The 15,296-nt window shown below is 58.9% G+C and carries 15 protein-coding genes; 13 read left to right on the forward strand and 2 right to left on the reverse strand.

All coding sequences use genetic code 11. The features are described from left to right. Nucleotides 1-24 precede the first annotated feature (24 nt). The 6 genes from MO767_RS27145 (at nt 25) to MO767_RS27170 (ending at nt 5,205) form a co-directional block, all read left to right on the forward strand. Nucleotides 25-801: an ABC transporter substrate-binding protein gene (locus MO767_RS27145; RefSeq protein WP_282483041.1), complete on the forward strand. Its 777-nt coding sequence runs from the start codon at nt 25-27 to the stop codon at nt 799-801. Between the two features lie 90 nt (nt 802-891). Continuing rightward, nucleotides 892-1,581 carry an ABC transporter permease gene (locus tag MO767_RS27150; protein ID WP_123364053.1) on the forward strand — a complete coding sequence of 230 codons (690 nt, stop codon included), beginning with the start codon at nt 892-894 and terminating at the stop codon, nt 1,579-1,581. Nucleotides 1,582-1,595: 14 nt separating this feature from the next. Continuing rightward, nucleotides 1,596-2,294 carry an ABC transporter permease gene (locus MO767_RS27155; RefSeq protein ID WP_282483042.1) on the forward strand — a complete coding sequence of 233 codons (699 nt, stop codon included), beginning with the start codon at nt 1,596-1,598 and terminating at the stop codon, nt 2,292-2,294. Nucleotides 2,295-2,303: 9 nt separating this feature from the next. Next, complete coding sequence (locus MO767_RS27160) at nt 2,304-3,416, forward strand: succinylglutamate desuccinylase/aspartoacylase family protein (protein WP_282483043.1); 1,113 nt, start codon at nt 2,304-2,306, stop codon at nt 3,414-3,416. Between the two features lie 18 nt (nt 3,417-3,434). Further along, on the forward strand, nt 3,435-4,199 hold the full coding sequence (locus MO767_RS27165; protein WP_282483044.1) for an ABC transporter ATP-binding protein: 765 nt from the start codon (nt 3,435-3,437) through the stop codon (nt 4,197-4,199). A gap of 85 nt (nt 4,200-4,284) precedes the next feature. Then, a complete protein-coding gene (locus MO767_RS27170) occupies nt 4,285-5,205 on the forward strand; it encodes a MurR/RpiR family transcriptional regulator (RefSeq protein ID WP_282483045.1) in 921 nt (306 codons plus the stop codon). A gap of 12 nt (nt 5,206-5,217) precedes the next feature. Here the strand turns inward: MO767_RS27170 and MO767_RS27175 are convergent, their stop codons facing one another. Beyond that, complete coding sequence (locus MO767_RS27175; RefSeq protein ID WP_282483046.1) at nt 5,218-6,141, reverse strand: helix-turn-helix domain-containing protein; 924 nt, start codon at nt 6,139-6,141, stop codon at nt 5,218-5,220. A gap of 161 nt (nt 6,142-6,302) precedes the next feature. Between MO767_RS27175 and MO767_RS27180 the strand changes: the two genes are divergently transcribed. The 7 genes from MO767_RS27180 (at nt 6,303) to MO767_RS27210 (ending at nt 13,679) form a co-directional block, all read left to right on the forward strand. Then, the gene (locus MO767_RS27180; RefSeq protein WP_282483047.1) at nt 6,303-7,661 is read left to right on the forward strand and encodes a glutamine synthetase family protein; all 1,359 of its coding nucleotides are present in this window, start codon (nt 6,303-6,305) and stop codon (nt 7,659-7,661) included. Nucleotides 7,662-7,740: 79 nt separating this feature from the next. Beyond that, complete coding sequence (locus tag MO767_RS27185) at nt 7,741-8,829, forward strand: polyamine ABC transporter substrate-binding protein (RefSeq protein WP_282483048.1); 1,089 nt, start codon at nt 7,741-7,743, stop codon at nt 8,827-8,829. Next, the gene (locus MO767_RS27190; protein WP_282483049.1) at nt 8,826-10,127 is read left to right on the forward strand and encodes an FAD-binding oxidoreductase; all 1,302 of its coding nucleotides are present in this window, start codon (nt 8,826-8,828) and stop codon (nt 10,125-10,127) included. Before MO767_RS27185 ends, MO767_RS27190 begins: the two co-directional genes overlap by 4 nt. Before the next feature lie 88 nt (nt 10,128-10,215). After that, the gene (locus MO767_RS27195; protein ID WP_282483050.1) at nt 10,216-10,812 is read left to right on the forward strand and encodes a paraquat-inducible protein A; all 597 of its coding nucleotides are present in this window, start codon (nt 10,216-10,218) and stop codon (nt 10,810-10,812) included. After that, nucleotides 10,809-11,465 (forward strand): paraquat-inducible protein A, encoded by a 657-nt coding sequence (locus MO767_RS27200; RefSeq protein WP_282483051.1) that lies wholly within the window; start codon nt 10,809-10,811, stop codon nt 11,463-11,465. The genes MO767_RS27195 and MO767_RS27200 overlap by 4 nt, the downstream gene beginning before the upstream one ends. Next, nucleotides 11,446-13,101, forward strand: a complete 1,656-nt coding sequence (locus MO767_RS27205; RefSeq protein ID WP_282483052.1) for an MlaD family protein — start codon at nt 11,446-11,448, stop codon at nt 13,099-13,101. Before MO767_RS27200 ends, MO767_RS27205 begins: the two co-directional genes overlap by 20 nt. A gap of 17 nt (nt 13,102-13,118) precedes the next feature. Further along, nucleotides 13,119-13,679, forward strand: coding sequence for a PqiC family protein (locus tag MO767_RS27210; protein ID WP_282483053.1), 561 nt, complete (start codon nt 13,119-13,121; stop codon nt 13,677-13,679). Here the strand turns inward: MO767_RS27210 and MO767_RS27215 are convergent. Next, a complete protein-coding gene (locus tag MO767_RS27215; protein WP_282483054.1) occupies nt 13,630-14,958 on the reverse strand; it encodes a HAMP domain-containing sensor histidine kinase in 1,329 nt (442 codons plus the stop codon). The two genes, MO767_RS27210 and MO767_RS27215, sit on opposite strands and share 50 nt — an antisense overlap. Nucleotides 14,959-15,296: the final 338 nt, after the last annotated feature.

Raw genomic sequence — 15,296 nt, forward strand, 5'->3', positions numbered from 1 at the left:
ACGCCCCTCCAAGGAGTCAACAACATGAACAAGACAGAACTTCTAGGTGCTCTGGCACTGTGCGCCGCAAGCTTGCTGGCACACGCCGACGAAGACCGCCTGCGTATCGGTATCGAAGCCGCCTACCCGCCCTTCTCTTACAAGACGCCGGAGGGCAACGTCAGCGGTTTCGATTACGACATCGGCAACGCCCTGTGCGAAGAGATGAAGGTCAAATGCGAGTGGGTCATCCAGGAATTCGACGGCATGATTCCGTCTCTGAAAGTGCGCAAGATCGATGCCGTGCTGTCGTCGATGTCGATCACTGAAGACCGTATGAAGTCGGTCGACTTCAGCAAAAAGTACTACCACACCCCTGGCAAGTTCGCGATGAAGGCCGGCAATGTGATCAACGACCCGCTGGTTGATCTCAAGGGCAAGAAGGTCGGGGTGCAACGCTCATCGACTTACGACCGTTTCGCTACCGAGCAGCTTGAAAAAGCCGGGGTCGAAGTGGTGCGCTACGGCTCACAAAATGAAGCCTTCCTCGATCTGGCGTCGGGTCGACTGGACGCCACGCTCGCCGACATCGTCAACACCGACGAGAGCTTCATCAAAACACCGGCAGGCAAAGGTTTCGCACTGGTGGGACCGGACATCAGCGACCCGAAGTATTTCGGTCGTGGCGCCGGGATCGCGGTGCGTAAAGGCGACAGTGCGAACGTTGCACGCCTGAGTACAGCGATCGACACCATCCGCGCCAATGGCAAGTACCAGCAAGTGATGGCCAAGTACTTCGCGTTCGATATCTACGGCGAATAAGCCTTACCTGAAACCCCGTGGCGCCGGCCTCTTGCGGGCGCTTTGGGCTTTTCTCGCGCGCCTTTTGGCGCTCGTTTGAGGAACTTCATCATGCTTCACGGCTACGGATCGAGCATTCTCGATGGCGCCTGGCTGACCATTAACCTGGCCCTGACTTCCATGAGCATGGCGATTGCTTTGGGTCTGATCGGCGCGGCCTTTCGGTTGTCGCCGCTCAAATGGCTGGCGATGCTGGGCGAAGGGTATACCACCCTGATTCGCGGTATTCCTGACCTGGTGTTGATCCTTCTGATTTTCTACGGCGGCCAGGATCTGGTGAACCGCATCGCCCTGGCGCTCGGTTACACGCGCTATATCGACATCAACCCCTTTATCGCCGGCGTCTGCACCATGGGCTTTATTTTCGGCGCCTATCTCTCGGAAACCTTTCGCGGCGCGTTTATGGCGATCCCTAAAGGTCAGGCCGAGGCCGGCGCGGCGTATGGCATGAGTGGCGGCCAGGTGTTCTGGCGGATTCTGGTGCCGCAGATGATTCGTTTCGCCATTCCGGGGTTCACCAACAACTGGCTCGTGCTGACCAAATCCACCGCGCTGATCTCGGTGATCGGCTTGCAGGACATGATGTTCAAAGCCAAGAACGCAGCGGACGCCACCCATGAACCGTTTACGTTTTTCCTCGCGGTGGCGGCGCTTTATCTGATGCTGACCAGCGTGTCATTGCTGGTACTGCGCTATCTGGAAAAACACTACTCGGTCGGCATCAAAGCCGCCGAATTGTGATTGGGAGCAACCCCATGATTCTCGACTACAACCTGATCTGGGAAAACCTGCCGCTGTATTTCAATGGCGCCTTGTTGACCCTCAAAGTCCTGCTGATTTCCCTGGCCTTCGGCCTGGTGCTGGCGATTCCTTTGGCGCTGATGCGGGTGTCCCGATCACCCCTGATCAACTTCCCGGCCTGGCTCTACACCTATGTGATTCGCGGCACGCCGATGCTGGTGCAATTGTTCCTGATCTATTACGGCCTGGCGCAGTTCGCAGCGGTACGTGAAAGCGCGCTCTGGCCGTACCTGTCCAGCGCAACCTTTTGCGCCTGCCTGGCGTTTGCGATCAATACCAGTGCCTATAGCGCGGAACTGCTGGCCGGCAGTTTGCAGGCCACGGCTCATGGCGAGATCGAAGCCGCCAAAGCCATGGGCATGTCGCGCTTTACCCTGTACCGCCGCATTCTGCTGCCGTCAGCCTTGCGCCGGGCGTTGCCGCAATACAGCAACGAAGTGCTGATGATGCTGCAAACCACCAGCCTGGCATCGATTGTCACGCTGGTGGACATCACCGGGGCCGCGCGTACGGTCAGTGCGCGGTTCTATCTGCCGTTCGAGGCGTTCATCACGGCCGGCCTCATCTACCTGGCCCTGACCTTCATCCTGGTTCGCCTGTTCAAGCTGGCCGAGCGTCGCTGGCTGGCGTACCTGGCACCGCGCAAGCACTAAGGAGCTGTTATGGAGCACATTGAATACCTGTTGCCGTGGAGCGCTTCGGGCACTGAACGGCGCCTGTCGCTGTTTCGCTTTGGCAGCGGACCGCGCAAGGCTTACCTCCAGGCGTCCTTGCACGCTGATGAGCTGCCGGGGATGCGCGTGGCGGTTGAACTCAAACGACGTCTACGGGTGCTGGAAGAACAAGGTCGTCTGAACGGCGTGATCGAGTTAGTGCCGATGGCCAATCCAATTGGCATCGCCCAGATGTTCCAGGCCACCCATCAGGGCCGCTTCGAGTTTTCCAGCGGGAAGAATTTCAATCGGGAGTTCCCGGAGCTGGCTGAAGCCGTGGCGGCGCTGGTCAAAGACCACCTGGGCGACAATGCCGACGTCAACACCGCACTGATTCGCCGGGCCATGGCCGATGTCCTCGCCGACATGCCACCACCGACGTCGGAACTCGATGGCTTGCGCCGCCTGTTGCTGCAACATGCCTGTGACGCCGATGTGGTGCTGGACCTGCACTGCGATTTCGAGTCGATCATGCTGCTTTATGCCATGCCGCAAAATTGGCCGCGATTGCGTTCGTTGGCCGCTCGACTCGGTGCCGGCGCCGCATTGCTGGCCGAGGGTGCGGGCGGCAGCGCCTTCGATGAAGCCTGTGCGATCCCTTGGTTGCGGTTGGCCGAGCGCTTTCCTGAAGCCGATGTTCCGCTGGCCTGTGTAGCCACCACCATCGAGTTGCGCGGCATGGCCGACACCGAACGCGAACAATGTGTCGATAGCGCCGAGGCCATTCTTGGCTATCTCGCCGAGCAAGGCCTGATCAGCGGTGACTGGCCTGCCGCTCCGCCCCATTGCTGTGAAGCGACACCATTCGCCGGCGCGCAGTACGCCTATGCGCCGCATCCGGGGGTGGTGAGTTTTCTGCAACCACTGGGTGCCCGGGTCGGGGTGGGCGATCCGCTGTTCGAAGTGCTGGATCCGCTGACCGATCGCCACAGTATCGTGCGCGCCAGCACCGACGGCATCCTCTATGCCCGAGAACGCCTGCGCTTTGCCCAGCCCGGTTTGTGGCTGGTCAAAGTCGCCGGCACCCGCCTTATTCGCCAGGGTCGCTTGCTCAGCGACTGATTCCAGAGAATAAAAACCATGTACAAACTTGAAGTTCAGGATCTACACAAAAGCTACGGCAGCCACCACGTGCTCAAGGGCGTGTCCCTGGAGGCAAAAGCCGGTGACGTGATCAGCCTCATCGGCTCCAGCGGCTCCGGCAAAAGCACCTTCTTGCGCTGCATCAACCTGCTGGAGCAGCCCAACGCCGGCAACATCGTTCTTAATGGTGAGCCACTCAAACTGGTGACCAACAAGCTCGGCGGGCTCAAGGCTGCCGAACCCAAGCAGCTACAACGCATGCGTTCGCGGCTGTCGATGGTGTTTCAGCACTTCAACCTGTGGTCGCACATGAGCGCCCTTGAAAACGTCATGGAAGCCCCGGTGCATGTGCTGGGCATCAGCAAAAAAGAAGCCCGGGAAAAGGCCGAGCATTACCTGAACAAAGTCGGCGTTTCGCACCGCATGGACGCCTGGCCGGCGCATATGTCGGGCGGCGAGCAGCAGCGTGTGGCGATTGCCCGCGCGCTGGCCATGGAACCGGAAGTGATGCTGTTTGATGAGCCGACCTCGGCACTCGACCCCGAACTGGTCGGCGAAGTGCTGAAAGTCATGCAGGACCTTGCCCTCGAAGGCCGCACCATGGTCGTCGTGACCCACGAAATGGGTTTCGCCCGCGCGGTTTCCAATCAACTGGTGTTCCTGCACAAGGGGCAGGTCGAAGAGCGTGGCGACCCGCGCGAAGTGCTGGTCAACCCGCAGTCCGAACGCCTCCAGCAGTTTCTTGCCGGCAGCTTGAAGTAATCCGGCCAGCCAGTGCTGCGCACCGACGGTTGGCTTCGGATACACTCCAGCCAACCTTATGCCCTCTGGAACTGTTGAGCCGGACATGCCGACCCCATCGAAAAACACCACGGTCTATGCCGCGCCGGTCATGCGCAAACTGGCGGAAATTATTGCCGATTTGCCGCCGTCGCTGCGTAAGGTCGCGGACTTTATCCTGCGTCACCCGCTCCGCGCGGCGACGCTGACCATCGAGGAAATGGCGCACGAGACCTCGACCTCGCCAGCCGCCGTCAACCGCTTGGCCAAGGCCCTGGACCTGGGTGGCTACACGGGCATGAAGGCTGAACTGGTCGCGACGTTGCAGCAAATGGTGTCGCCGGTCGACAAACTGCGCAACGAACTGGCACATCGTCCCGGCGGCGCGTTTGGCCTGCATGAGCAAATCCAGAGCGCCACCAGCAACCTCGCCACGGCGGCAACCAACAACCATGCAGACACCTTTGACGCGTTCGTCACGCGCCTGACCACCGCGCGCAAAATTTACATCCTGGGCTTTGGCAACAGCGTCTACTTCGCCGGCCTCGCCGCCTCGACCCTGATGCCTTTCTGCGCCGACGCCACCGCCATCAGCATGGAGGGCGGCAACGAAAACGCCGCTTACCGTCTGGCCGCGATTACCGATCAGGATGTGTTGCTGGCGATCTCTCTGCCGCGCTATTCCCTCGACACCCTGCAACTCGCCCGTTTCGCCAACGAGCGTGGTGCCTCTGTGCTGGCAATCACCGATTCACCCGCCTCACCGCTCACCAGCATTGCCGAACATGTGTTGTTTGCTCCCGCCGACCATCCGGTATTGACCAGTTCCAACATCGCTGTGCTCGCCTTGATCGAAGGCTTGGTGGCAGGTGTCATGGCGCGCAACAAGGAAGCCGTCAAACTCGCGACTGAACTGACCGAAAGCGTGATGGCTTACCTGCACATGCCGGGCACCAGCAAATCGGCGAAAGCCACAAAGCCGCGCTGACGCGTCCCGGGCTTACCCGCGACCTGGTGCGCCACAGGGCTTGCGGGCAAGCGTCTGACTGGGAAGTTCGTTGAACAAGGCCCGATAGCTGCTGGAAAATCGCCCTAAATGCCAAAACGACCAATGCATCGCCACTTCAGCAACGGTGGTGTCCATCGCTGTGCGGTTGAACAATTCGCGGCGTGCGCTGTTCAGTCGGCGCAAGCGCAGCCAATGGGTCGGGGTCATCCCGGTATAGGCCTTGAATGCATGCTGCAACTGACGCAGTGATACCCCGGCGACCTGCGAAAGCTCAAGCAGATTCAGGGTCTCTTCCGGGGCATCAGCCGCCCACTCACCGATGCGCTTCATCACCGATCGTTCTTCGGCGCGGCGCTGTAAACCTCCGCGATCAAGGCAAACACACGCGTTGTCGAGGATGTACAGGCAGTCTTCGAGCAACTGTTGGGTCAACGCCTCCTTGCTTGGTGGATCGAGCGTTTGCGCCAGCCGGGTCAACGTCCCGCTGAGCCAGCGACTGAATAACGCGTTCTGCCCCGAATTCAGCGGCGCCATGAACAAGCCTTCGAGCCTGGCCACGTTCAAACCGTGACGCTGCACGAACTCCGGACCGAACACCACGGCGATTTCCTGGTAGTTCTCCGGGGTGATCCAGATGTTGCGGCTTTCGCCATTCAACACGTACAGCGCGTTGTCGCTTCGATCGAAACAGAACGCCAGAGCACCTTCGGGCGCGCTGAAATTCTGCTCGACCCGCGTGTTCATCTGTTCCTCGTAAATCTCCACGCCTTGCAAGTCCAGGTAACGCACGCGCCCGGCGAAATGCCCCGGTGACATTTGCTGGTAATGCTGCACCCAACCCGGTGTGGCGCGGATTTGCTCGGCTACATCGGCGGTGCTGAACGCTTGGACTTGCAGGGGATTGCACGTTGTCATGAGTGACCTTACGCACTCGTTTGGTGCGTTTTGGTGCTGCTGAAAGTGGATAGATGGAACGTCAAGGCTCGCCCAAGATAGTCGTCAACGCGCCACAGGGGAAGTGTGTGGTGGATGAAACCAGCCTCCCCGGCGTTAATAAAACCAATAATGAGGTCTATATGAATGTCCCTTTCGATCAGCTGCTCACGTGGCTGAAAGATCACAAGATTACCGAAGTCGAGTGTGTGGTCAGCGACTTGACCGGCATCGCACGCGGCAAAATTGCACCCACCAACAAGTTCCTGCATGAGCGAGGCATGCGCCTGCCGGAAAGTGTGCTTTTGCAAACGGTAACCGGGGACTTTGTCGACGACGATATCTACTACGACCTGCTCGACCCGGCCGACATCGACATGGTGTGCAAGCCCGTCTCTGACGCGGTGTACGTGATCCCATGGGCCATCGAGCCCACCGCTATCGTGATTCACGACACCTTCGACAAGTTCGGAAACCCGATCGAGCTGTCACCGCGCAACGTGCTGAAAAAAGTCCTGCAACTGTACACCGACAAAGGCTGGAGGCCGATTGTCGCGCCGGAAATGGAGTTCTACCTGACCCAGCGCTGCGAAGACCCGGACTTGCCGCTCAAGGCACCGCTGGGTCGTTCGGGCCGTGCGGAAAGTGGTCGTCAGTCGTTTTCCATCGATGCCGCCAACGAATTCGATCCGCTGTTTGAAGACGTGTACGACTGGTGCGAGCTTCAAGGCCTGGACCTCGATACCTTGATCCACGAAGACGGCCCGGCGCAGATGGAAATCAACTTCCGTCACGGCGACGCGCTGGATCTGGCCGACCAGATCACCGTGTTCAAACGCACCCTGCGCGAAGCGGCGCTCAAGCACAACGTTACCGCGACCTTCATGGCCAAACCAATTGGCGATGAACCCGGCAGCGCCATGCATATCCACCAAAGCGTGGTGGACATCGCCACCAGCCAGCCGATCTTTGCCGATGCCGACGGGCAGATGAGCGAACTGTTCCTGCACCACATCGGCGGCCTGCAAAAGTACATCCCCAAAGTGCTGCCGATGTTTGCGCCCAACGTCAACTCGTTCCGCCGCTTCCTGCCGGACACGTCGGCGCCGGTGAACGTCGAATGGGGCGAAGAAAACCGTACTGTGGGTCTGCGTGTGCCGACCTCCACGCCAGACGCGATGCGCGTGGAAAACCGTTTGCCGGGAGCCGATGCCAACCCTTATCTGGCGATCGCAGCAAGCCTGTTGTGCGGGTATCTGGGCATGGTCGAGCGCATCGAGCCGAGCGCTGCGGTCCAGGGTCGTGCGTATGAGCGCCGCAATCTGCGCCTGCCGATCACCATCGAAGACGCCCTGACGCAGATGGAAGAATGCGAAACCGTCGGGCGTTATCTGGGTAGCAAGTTCGTCCGCGGGTATGTCGCGGTCAAGCGCGCCGAACACGAGAACTTCAAGCGCGTGATCAGCTCGTGGGAGCGTGAGTTCCTGCTGCTCAGCGTCTAAAACATCACAACAACAAAAACAACAACTAACGATCGTTCCCACGCTCTGCGTGGGAACGAACATTCGAAGAGGTGTCGATATGCGTCTATTGAAATCCGTGGTTCCGGTCGCACTGGCGTTATTGTTCAGCGCTGTTGCGCAGGCTCAGCCAACGGTAAGCGTCTACAACTGGACCGATTACATCGGCGAGACCACCCTCGCCGACTTCCAGGCGAAAAGCGGGATCAAGGTGATCTACGACGTATTCGATTCCAACGAAACCCTGGAGGGCAAACTGCTCGCCGGTCGCACCGGGTATGACGTGGTAGTGCCGTCCAACCACTTCCTCGCTCGCCAGGTGAAAGCCGGCGCGTTCCTGAAGCTCGATCGTTCGCAGCTGCCCAACTTCAAGAACCTCGACCCCAAACTGCTGGCGCTGCTGGAGAAAAACGACCCGGGCAACGAACACTCGGTCCCGTACCTGTGGGGCACTAACGGCATCGGCTACAACGTCGACAAGGTCAAGCAAGTGCTCGGCATTGACCGTATCGATTCCTGGGCCGTGTTTTTCGAACCGGAGAACCTGAAAAAACTCAGTCAGTGCGGCGTGTCGATGATGGATTCGGCGGATGAAGTGTTCCCGGCCGTTCTCAATTACATGGGCATGGACCCGCGCAGCGAAAACCCTGAAGACTTCAAAAAAGCCGAAGCCAAGCTGTTGACCATCCGCCCTTACATCACCTACTTCCACTCCTCGAAGTACGTTTCAGATTTGGCCAACGGCGACATCTGCGTGGCTTTCGGCTACTCGGGTGACGTGTTCCAGGCCGCGAACCGGGCCAAGGAAGCCAAGAACGGCGTGAACATCGCCTACGCGATTCCCAAGGAAGGCAGCAACTTGTGGTTCGACCTGTTGGCGATTCCCGCAGACGCCAGCAACCAGAAAGAGGCGCATGCTTTCATCAACTACTTGCTGGACCCGCAAGTGATTGCCAAGGTCAGTGCGTCAGTCGGTTACGCCAACCCGAACCCGGCGTCCAAGCAAGACATGGACCCTGAGCTGGTCAACAACCCTGAGGTTTACCCACCCCAGGCAGTCCTCGACAAGCTCTACATTTCCACCACCCCGCCCCAGGCAATCATGCGTTTGATGACCCGTTCCTGGAGCAAAGTGAAGTCCAACCAATGAACCAGTACAGCAACGAACATGCTCGCTCCTATTACGCGGCGTCAGCCAATGGAATGGCGCCCTACCCCACACTGGCCACGGATCTTGAGGCCGATGTCTGTGTGATCGGCGCTGGCTTTACCGGCGTTAATACGGCGATCGAACTGGCGCAGCGCGGGCTCTCGGTGATTCTGCTGGAGGGCCGACGTGTCGGCTGGGGTGCCAGCGGACGCAACGGTGGTCAGTTGATCCGCGGTATCGGCCATGACGTCAGCGGTTTTGCCCGTCATGTTGGTGAAGAAGGCGTGCGCTACCTTGAGCGTGCGGGCGTCGAGTCGGTAGCGCTCGTGGGCAACCGCATTCGCGAACACGGGATTGATTGCGACCTGCGCTGGGGGTTCTGTGAACTGGCCAATACTAAAGCGCAGTTCGCGGCGTTCAAGGCTGAGCAGCAAGGCCTTGCCGAGTCGGGTTACGCCCACGAAACCCGACTCGTCGGGCCGGAGCAGATCCGTCAGCAGGTGGTGAACTCAGGCGTGTACGCCGGTGGTCTCGTCGACATGGGCTCGGGTCACTTGCACCCGCTGAATCTGGTTCTTGGCGAAGCGCTATTGGCGCAATCCTTAGGGGTGCAAATTTTCGAGCAGAGCCCGGTGCTGGAGTTGATCCATGGCAGCACCGTGCAGGTTCGCTGCGCCAGCGGCACCGTGCGCGCCGGCAGTCTGGTGCTGGCGTGCAACGCTCACCTGGAAGAACTCGAGCCGAAACTGAGCGGCAAGGTTCTCCCGGCGGGCAGCTACATCATCGCTACCGAGCCGTTGACGCCCGACGTTGCAACGCAATTGATCCCACAGAACCTGGCGCTCTGTGACCAGAAAGTCGGCCTGGATTACTACCGGCTCTCGGCGGACCGACGCTTGCTGTTCGGCGGCGCCTGCCATTATTCCGGGCGTGATCCGGCGGACATCGAAGCTTACATGCGCCCACAAATGCTCAAGGTCTTCCCGCAGCTCGCCAATGTGCGCATCGACTATCAATGGGGCGGCAAGATTGGCATTAGCGCCAATCGCTTCCCACAGGTCGGGCGCTTGAGTCAGCATCCAAACGTGTTTTACGCCCAGGGTTACTCCGGTCATGGACTGAACGTGACCCACTGGTGCGCAAAGCTGTTGGGTGAAGCGATCCACGTCGGACACAGTCAGGGTTTTGACGTGTTCCGCGCGGTGCCGCACATGACCTTCCCCGGTGGGCCCCTGCTGCGTTCTCCACTGCTGGCGCTTGGCATGTTCTGGTATCGCCTGCGCGAACTGCTCGGCTGATCGTTCAGCCTTTAGATTTGCTCAATCGCTAGGCGCTTCTATATTGAGGGAGTGCTCTGACTTCCCTGCGTCCTGGCGAGTGCGGCCAATGGCTACGACTGACCCACTGATCATCTGCGAGCACTGCGACTGCGTGTATCAAAAAGTCACGCTCGCCAAACATCAGAAAACCCTGTGTACGCGCTGCGGCGGCGTGCTTCAGCGCTATAACGGCCTGACGGTGGAGCAACGTCTGGCGCTGACCTTCACCGCGTTGATGCTGTGGATTTTCGCCAACTTCTACCCCGTCATGAGCATCAGCCTCAAAGGCCTTAAAAACAGCGCAACACTCTGGGATTCGGTGCTGGCCCTGAGTCTGGGGCCGATCACTTTTATCGCCATGGTGGCGGCGATCGCGATGATCGTCGCGCCGATTTTCCAGTTGGTGTTGCTTATCTGGGTGCTGAGCTACGCCCTCGCCTCCCGTCGCTCGCCCGGTTTCAGGTTCTGCATGCGCTGGCTGGAAACCCTCAGGCCCTGGAGCATGCTGGAGGTCTGTCTGCTGGGGGCGATGGTGGCGGTCATCAAACTCGCCGGATTGCTGGATGTGCTGCCCGGCATCGGCCTGTTTGCCCTGGCCATTCTCAGTCTGATGATGATCCGCATCGCAGGGCGCGACATCCGTGATCTATGGGACATCTTATGAACAGGCCCCCAGTGGCGAGTGAACTCAACCTGTGCCTGTGTCATAGCTGCGGCCTGGCCTGTGACATGACCGATGAACTGCACGAATGCACACGGTGCGGGGCGCCGCTGCATCGGCGCAAAACCAACTCATTGGCCCGGACCTGGGCCTACATGTTCACTGCCCTGGCGTTTTACGTCCCGGCCAATCTGCTGCCAGTGATGAACACCAAGATGGTCGGCAACGGCGCCGATAGCACGATCATGAGCGGTGTGCTGGAGTTCTGGCAGCACGGCGCCTGGGACATTGCCCTGATTATTTTCATCGCCAGCATCGCGGTGCCGGGCGTCAAGTTCGTCGCCCTGACGCTGTTACTGGTGACCGTTCAGCGCGACAGCCAATGGGCGAACAAGCAGCGGTCAACGCTGTACCGTTTCGTCGAGCTCATCGGTTATTGGTCGATGCTCGATGTGATTGTGGTCGCCCTGGTGGCCTCACTGGTGAAGTTTCAAGCCCTGGCCGATATCGAACCGCGCCCGGGCATTCTGTTCTTTGGCCTGGTGGTGGTCTTCACCATGCTGTCAGCAATGAGTTTCGACCCACGCCTGATCTGGGATAAAGAAGAGCGGGACAACCCAAACGAGGAGGTCAAGGATGAAGTCGCAAGTCACTGACGGGCCGCAAATACCCGGCCACGCCCCTGTCAAAACCCGTCGTTTCAGCGTTTCGCTGGTATGGATCGTGCCGATCGTCGCGGTGCTGGTGGGGATTTCCCTGGTCGTACACACCATGATGCAGGAAGGTCCGACCATTACCGTCACGTTCAAGACCGGCAGCGGCCTGACGGCCAACAAGACCGAAGTCAAATACCGCAACGTGGTGATCGGGCAAGTCTCGGATGTGGAGCTGAGCAACGATCAGAAAAGCGTCAACGCCACCATCAAACTGTCCAAGCAGGCGGAAAGTTTCACCCGCGAAGACTCGCAATTCTGGGTCGTGCGTCCGCGCATTGGCGCTGGCGGGGTGTCGGGTATCGATACCCTGCTGTCCGGGGATTACATTGGCGCCGACATCGGGCAGGCCAACGCTCGTGCAAAAAACTTTACCGGCCTGGAAAACCCGCCGCCGATCACCTATGGCGAACCGGGTAAGCGCTTCAACCTGCACACCGAAGACCTCGGCTCGCTGGACATCGGCTCTCCGGTTTATTACCGCAAGATTCCAGTAGGTCAAGTGGTGGCTTATGCCCTGGACGCCAACGGTAAAGGGGTCAACATCGAAGTGTTCGTCCACGCGCCCAACGATGCCTACGTCACTGAAAACACCCGATTCTGGAACGCCAGCGGGATCGACGTGAACGTTGGCGCCGATGGCTTTTCGGTAAAAACCGAGTCGCTGTCATCGATCCTGGTGGGCGGCATCGCCTTCCGTGCTCCGGAATACAGCCCTAACGATCAACCGGCCGCCGAGGACAAAGCCTTCGACCTGTTCGAAGACCAGCTAACTGCGCTCGCCCCGCCCAGCGGCAAGGGGCAATTCTTGAGTTTGCGTTTCGATCAAGCCTTGCGCGGGCTCAAGGTCGGTGCACCGGTGGAATTCCTTGGCATCGAGTTCGGCAGAGTGGTGTCGGTCAATCTGGATTTCGACGCAAAAAAACGCAGTTTCCCGGTCAATGTCGGCATCGTGATCTACCCGCAACGACTCGGCCAGGCCCACACCAAAATGCTCGAGGTCTTGAAGCATGACCCCAATGACGAAGCCGCGGGCGTGCGGCTGATGGGCAGTTTCATCGACAATGGTCTGCGGGCTCAGGCCCGCAGTGGCAATCTGTTGACCGGTCAACTCTACATCGCGCTCGACTTCTACCCCAAAGCGGAGAAAGTCGTGTTCGATCCGACCGCCCGTCCAGTTTCTATCCCAACCCTTCCTGGCAGCCTCGAACAATTGCAGGAAAAACTGGAGGGCATGGTCAACAAGATCAACCAACTGCCAATTGAACGCATCGCCGGTAACCTCGACAGCAACCTCGTCGAACTTCGCAAAGGCCTGGCGCAATTCAACGCCAAGACCCTGCCCGGCGTGCAGACCACCCTGGCGGACGTCAGCAAGACGCTGCAATCGGCCAGTTCGACCTTGGCCGAAGGCTCGCCGCAACGCGAACAATTAAGCCAGACCCTCGACGAACTCGGGCGTATGTCGCGCTCCTTGCGTGAACTCTCGGATTACCTGGGACGCCATCCGGAATCGCTGATTCGCGGTCGTCCCGACAATGCTGCGCCGATGGACCTGCAGGGGCCGCCGCGCAAATGACCACAGGAGCATCACTCATGGTTTATCCGCTGAAGATCAGCTTGGTCACTGCATTGTTGCTACTCACGGCGTGCCGCAGTGAGCCTATTCAATTCCACACCCTGACCCCGGCTCAACCGAGCGGTAATTCAAGAACCAGCGCTGCGGATATCCAGATCGAGGGGCTCAGCGTCCCTCCCCAGGTCGACCGCCCGCAAATCGTCATTCGCCAGGGCAACAGCGGCCTGGCGATCCTCGAAACCGAGTGGTGGGGCGCGAGCCTGTCGGATGAGTTGCGCAGTGCCTTGGTCGATCAACTGGTCAACAGCAATCCCCAGCGCAAGGTATCGGTGCGGCTGGACGTGCAACGTTTTGATTCGATTCCCGGGCAGTACGCACTGATTGACGTCAAATGGCGCCTGCGCCATTTCGGCGAAAGCGATAACGCGCTGATCACTTGTCGCAGCACGTTGCAGACACCGTCAGGGCCTTCCATCGATGAACTGGTGACCGCCCAACAGAACAACGTCAAACGCCTGGCCGCGTTGATCAATCAGGCCGCTTCCGGTACATCAAGGGGTTGTCCAGCGGCTCAATAAGAGCCGATCTCCCGCCAGTCAAGTCAACCGTGAAACAACATCCGCTTGGCTGGCGGCTGGTAAGTTCCACTCGCCAATTCTGATGGGTGCAAATACGCTGGACCAACGAAAGGCCCAGGCCCAGTCCTTCGCCACGTTGCTCATCACCGCGCACGAACGGTTGAAACATCGCATGACGTTTTTCTTCCGCAATGCCTATGCCACTGTCTTCGACACTGAAACCGTGCTCGCGCAGCGTCAGCCGAATGAAACCCTGATCGGTGTAGTGCCAGGCATTACGCAACAAATTACCCATCACCGATTGCAGGAATGTCAGGTTATGGCGATCCGTTGAAACGTGTTCGACGACGTAAACAAACTCAATGTCCTTTTCCCTGATCAGCGTCCTCCAGACATCCACCAGCGCGTCGGCGGCGTCCTTTATGGTGGTATTCGCGCCTGAACCGGAATCCTCCCGCGCACGCGCGAGCATCAAAAACGTCTCGACCAATTGGCGCATTTCATGACTGGCACGGGCGATTCGCTGAACCTGCGCCGTGGTGCGGTGGTCCAGCGACGGATTGCTGAGTAGCAGTTCACAGGAGCTCGCCAACACCATCAACGGTGTGCGCAGTTCGTGGCTGACATCGCTGGTAAAGAGTTTTTCCCGTCCCAGTGCGGCGCGCAAACGGCCCAGAGTCTGATCGAAGGAAAGCGCCAGTTCACCCACTTCGTCCGTGGCATAGTCGGGATGTAGCGGTGGTGCCAACTCCAGCAATTGATCGCGATGCCGCACCTGAAGCGCCAGACGAATCACAGGAGCGAGGACGCGCCGGGCCAGCAACCGGCCCATCAAAATAGCCAGCAAGACGCTCAAAAAAACCCCGACCGCCACCACCACGAACAGCACATGTTCACGTTGTTCGTGATTTCGTTGGTCGCGCAACAAAACGTATTTACGATCACCCACCAGGTTCACCATGGCGTAGTACTTCGAACCATCGTAGAGAATCTCCTGAAACCCCGGAGGCAGCGCCTCCAGCACCGAGTTCAGGGCCATGGGGGCCTTGGCTCCCTGGGCAAAAAACAGTTCATCTTTCTCGGGTTGATGGGGCCAGCTATCGGAGTTGTCCATCAACAGCAGGCGGTGCAGCCCTCCTCCCAGCGTCTTGGCTGTGAGCCTTCGTTCCACCACATGGACAGTCGCAACAATGCCAACCGCCAAAATACCCGCGACCAGCGCGCTCATCAGGGCGAATACGATGACAATCCTTTTCGTCAGGCTTTGCTTTAAATCCATTCGTTGCCGGGCTCCATTGTCGGGGTCAATTGCCACAGAACCGGGGCCAAAACTAAAGTCAGCCCAGAGGCAAGGCACATAACAGAAGCGTTTGCAATAATGCGCTAATTATTAGCGACCCATCCCTCGCGCAAAATTTTCACATTTCTTTCACCCCTCAGGCACCTGCCACCTTTTAGTTTGTCGTTAATTGCGCCTTGACAACCCAAATAGCCGATGGACTTCAAATGCTGTTTGGAAGAAGTGCATGGAAAGTTGATATTTATCGAGCACTCACGAGTAAACATACGTGCCTAATTTACTACCACGCAAGTTTCTGCAAAAACCAATGTGGCTAT

The sequence above is a fragment of the Pseudomonas sp. UYIF39 genome, from assembly GCF_029963765.1.
Taxonomy (GTDB): domain Bacteria; phylum Pseudomonadota; class Gammaproteobacteria; order Pseudomonadales; family Pseudomonadaceae; genus Aquipseudomonas.

Excerpts from the sequence above, each read along its gene's own strand:
- MO767_RS27200 (WP_282483051.1), top strand. The coding sequence starts at position 10,809 with ATGAACAGGCCCCCAGTGGCGAGTGAACTCAACCTGTGCCTGTGTCAT.
- MO767_RS27195 (WP_282483050.1), top strand. The coding sequence starts at position 10,216 with ATGGCTACGACTGACCCACTGATCATCTGCGAGCACTGCGACTGCGTG.
- MO767_RS27210 (WP_282483053.1), top strand. The coding sequence starts at position 13,119 with ATGGTTTATCCGCTGAAGATCAGCTTGGTCACTGCATTGTTGCTACTC.
- MO767_RS27175 (WP_282483046.1), bottom strand. The coding sequence starts at position 6,141 with ATGACAACGTGCAATCCCCTGCAAGTCCAAGCGTTCAGCACCGCCGAT.
- MO767_RS27165 (WP_282483044.1), top strand. The coding sequence starts at position 3,435 with ATGTACAAACTTGAAGTTCAGGATCTACACAAAAGCTACGGCAGCCAC.
- MO767_RS27160 (WP_282483043.1), top strand. The coding sequence starts at position 2,304 with ATGGAGCACATTGAATACCTGTTGCCGTGGAGCGCTTCGGGCACTGAA.
- MO767_RS27150 (WP_123364053.1), top strand. The coding sequence starts at position 892 with ATGCTTCACGGCTACGGATCGAGCATTCTCGATGGCGCCTGGCTGACC.
- MO767_RS27185 (WP_282483048.1), top strand. The coding sequence starts at position 7,741 with ATGCGTCTATTGAAATCCGTGGTTCCGGTCGCACTGGCGTTATTGTTC.
- MO767_RS27170 (WP_282483045.1), top strand. The coding sequence starts at position 4,285 with ATGCCGACCCCATCGAAAAACACCACGGTCTATGCCGCGCCGGTCATG.
- MO767_RS27205 (WP_282483052.1), top strand. The coding sequence starts at position 11,446 with ATGAAGTCGCAAGTCACTGACGGGCCGCAAATACCCGGCCACGCCCCT.
- MO767_RS27155 (WP_282483042.1), top strand. The coding sequence starts at position 1,596 with ATGATTCTCGACTACAACCTGATCTGGGAAAACCTGCCGCTGTATTTC.
- MO767_RS27180 (WP_282483047.1), top strand. The coding sequence starts at position 6,303 with ATGAATGTCCCTTTCGATCAGCTGCTCACGTGGCTGAAAGATCACAAG.
- MO767_RS27215 (WP_282483054.1), bottom strand. The coding sequence starts at position 14,958 with ATGGATTTAAAGCAAAGCCTGACGAAAAGGATTGTCATCGTATTCGCC.
- MO767_RS27145 (WP_282483041.1), top strand. The coding sequence starts at position 25 with ATGAACAAGACAGAACTTCTAGGTGCTCTGGCACTGTGCGCCGCAAGC.
- MO767_RS27190 (WP_282483049.1), top strand. The coding sequence starts at position 8,826 with ATGAACCAGTACAGCAACGAACATGCTCGCTCCTATTACGCGGCGTCA.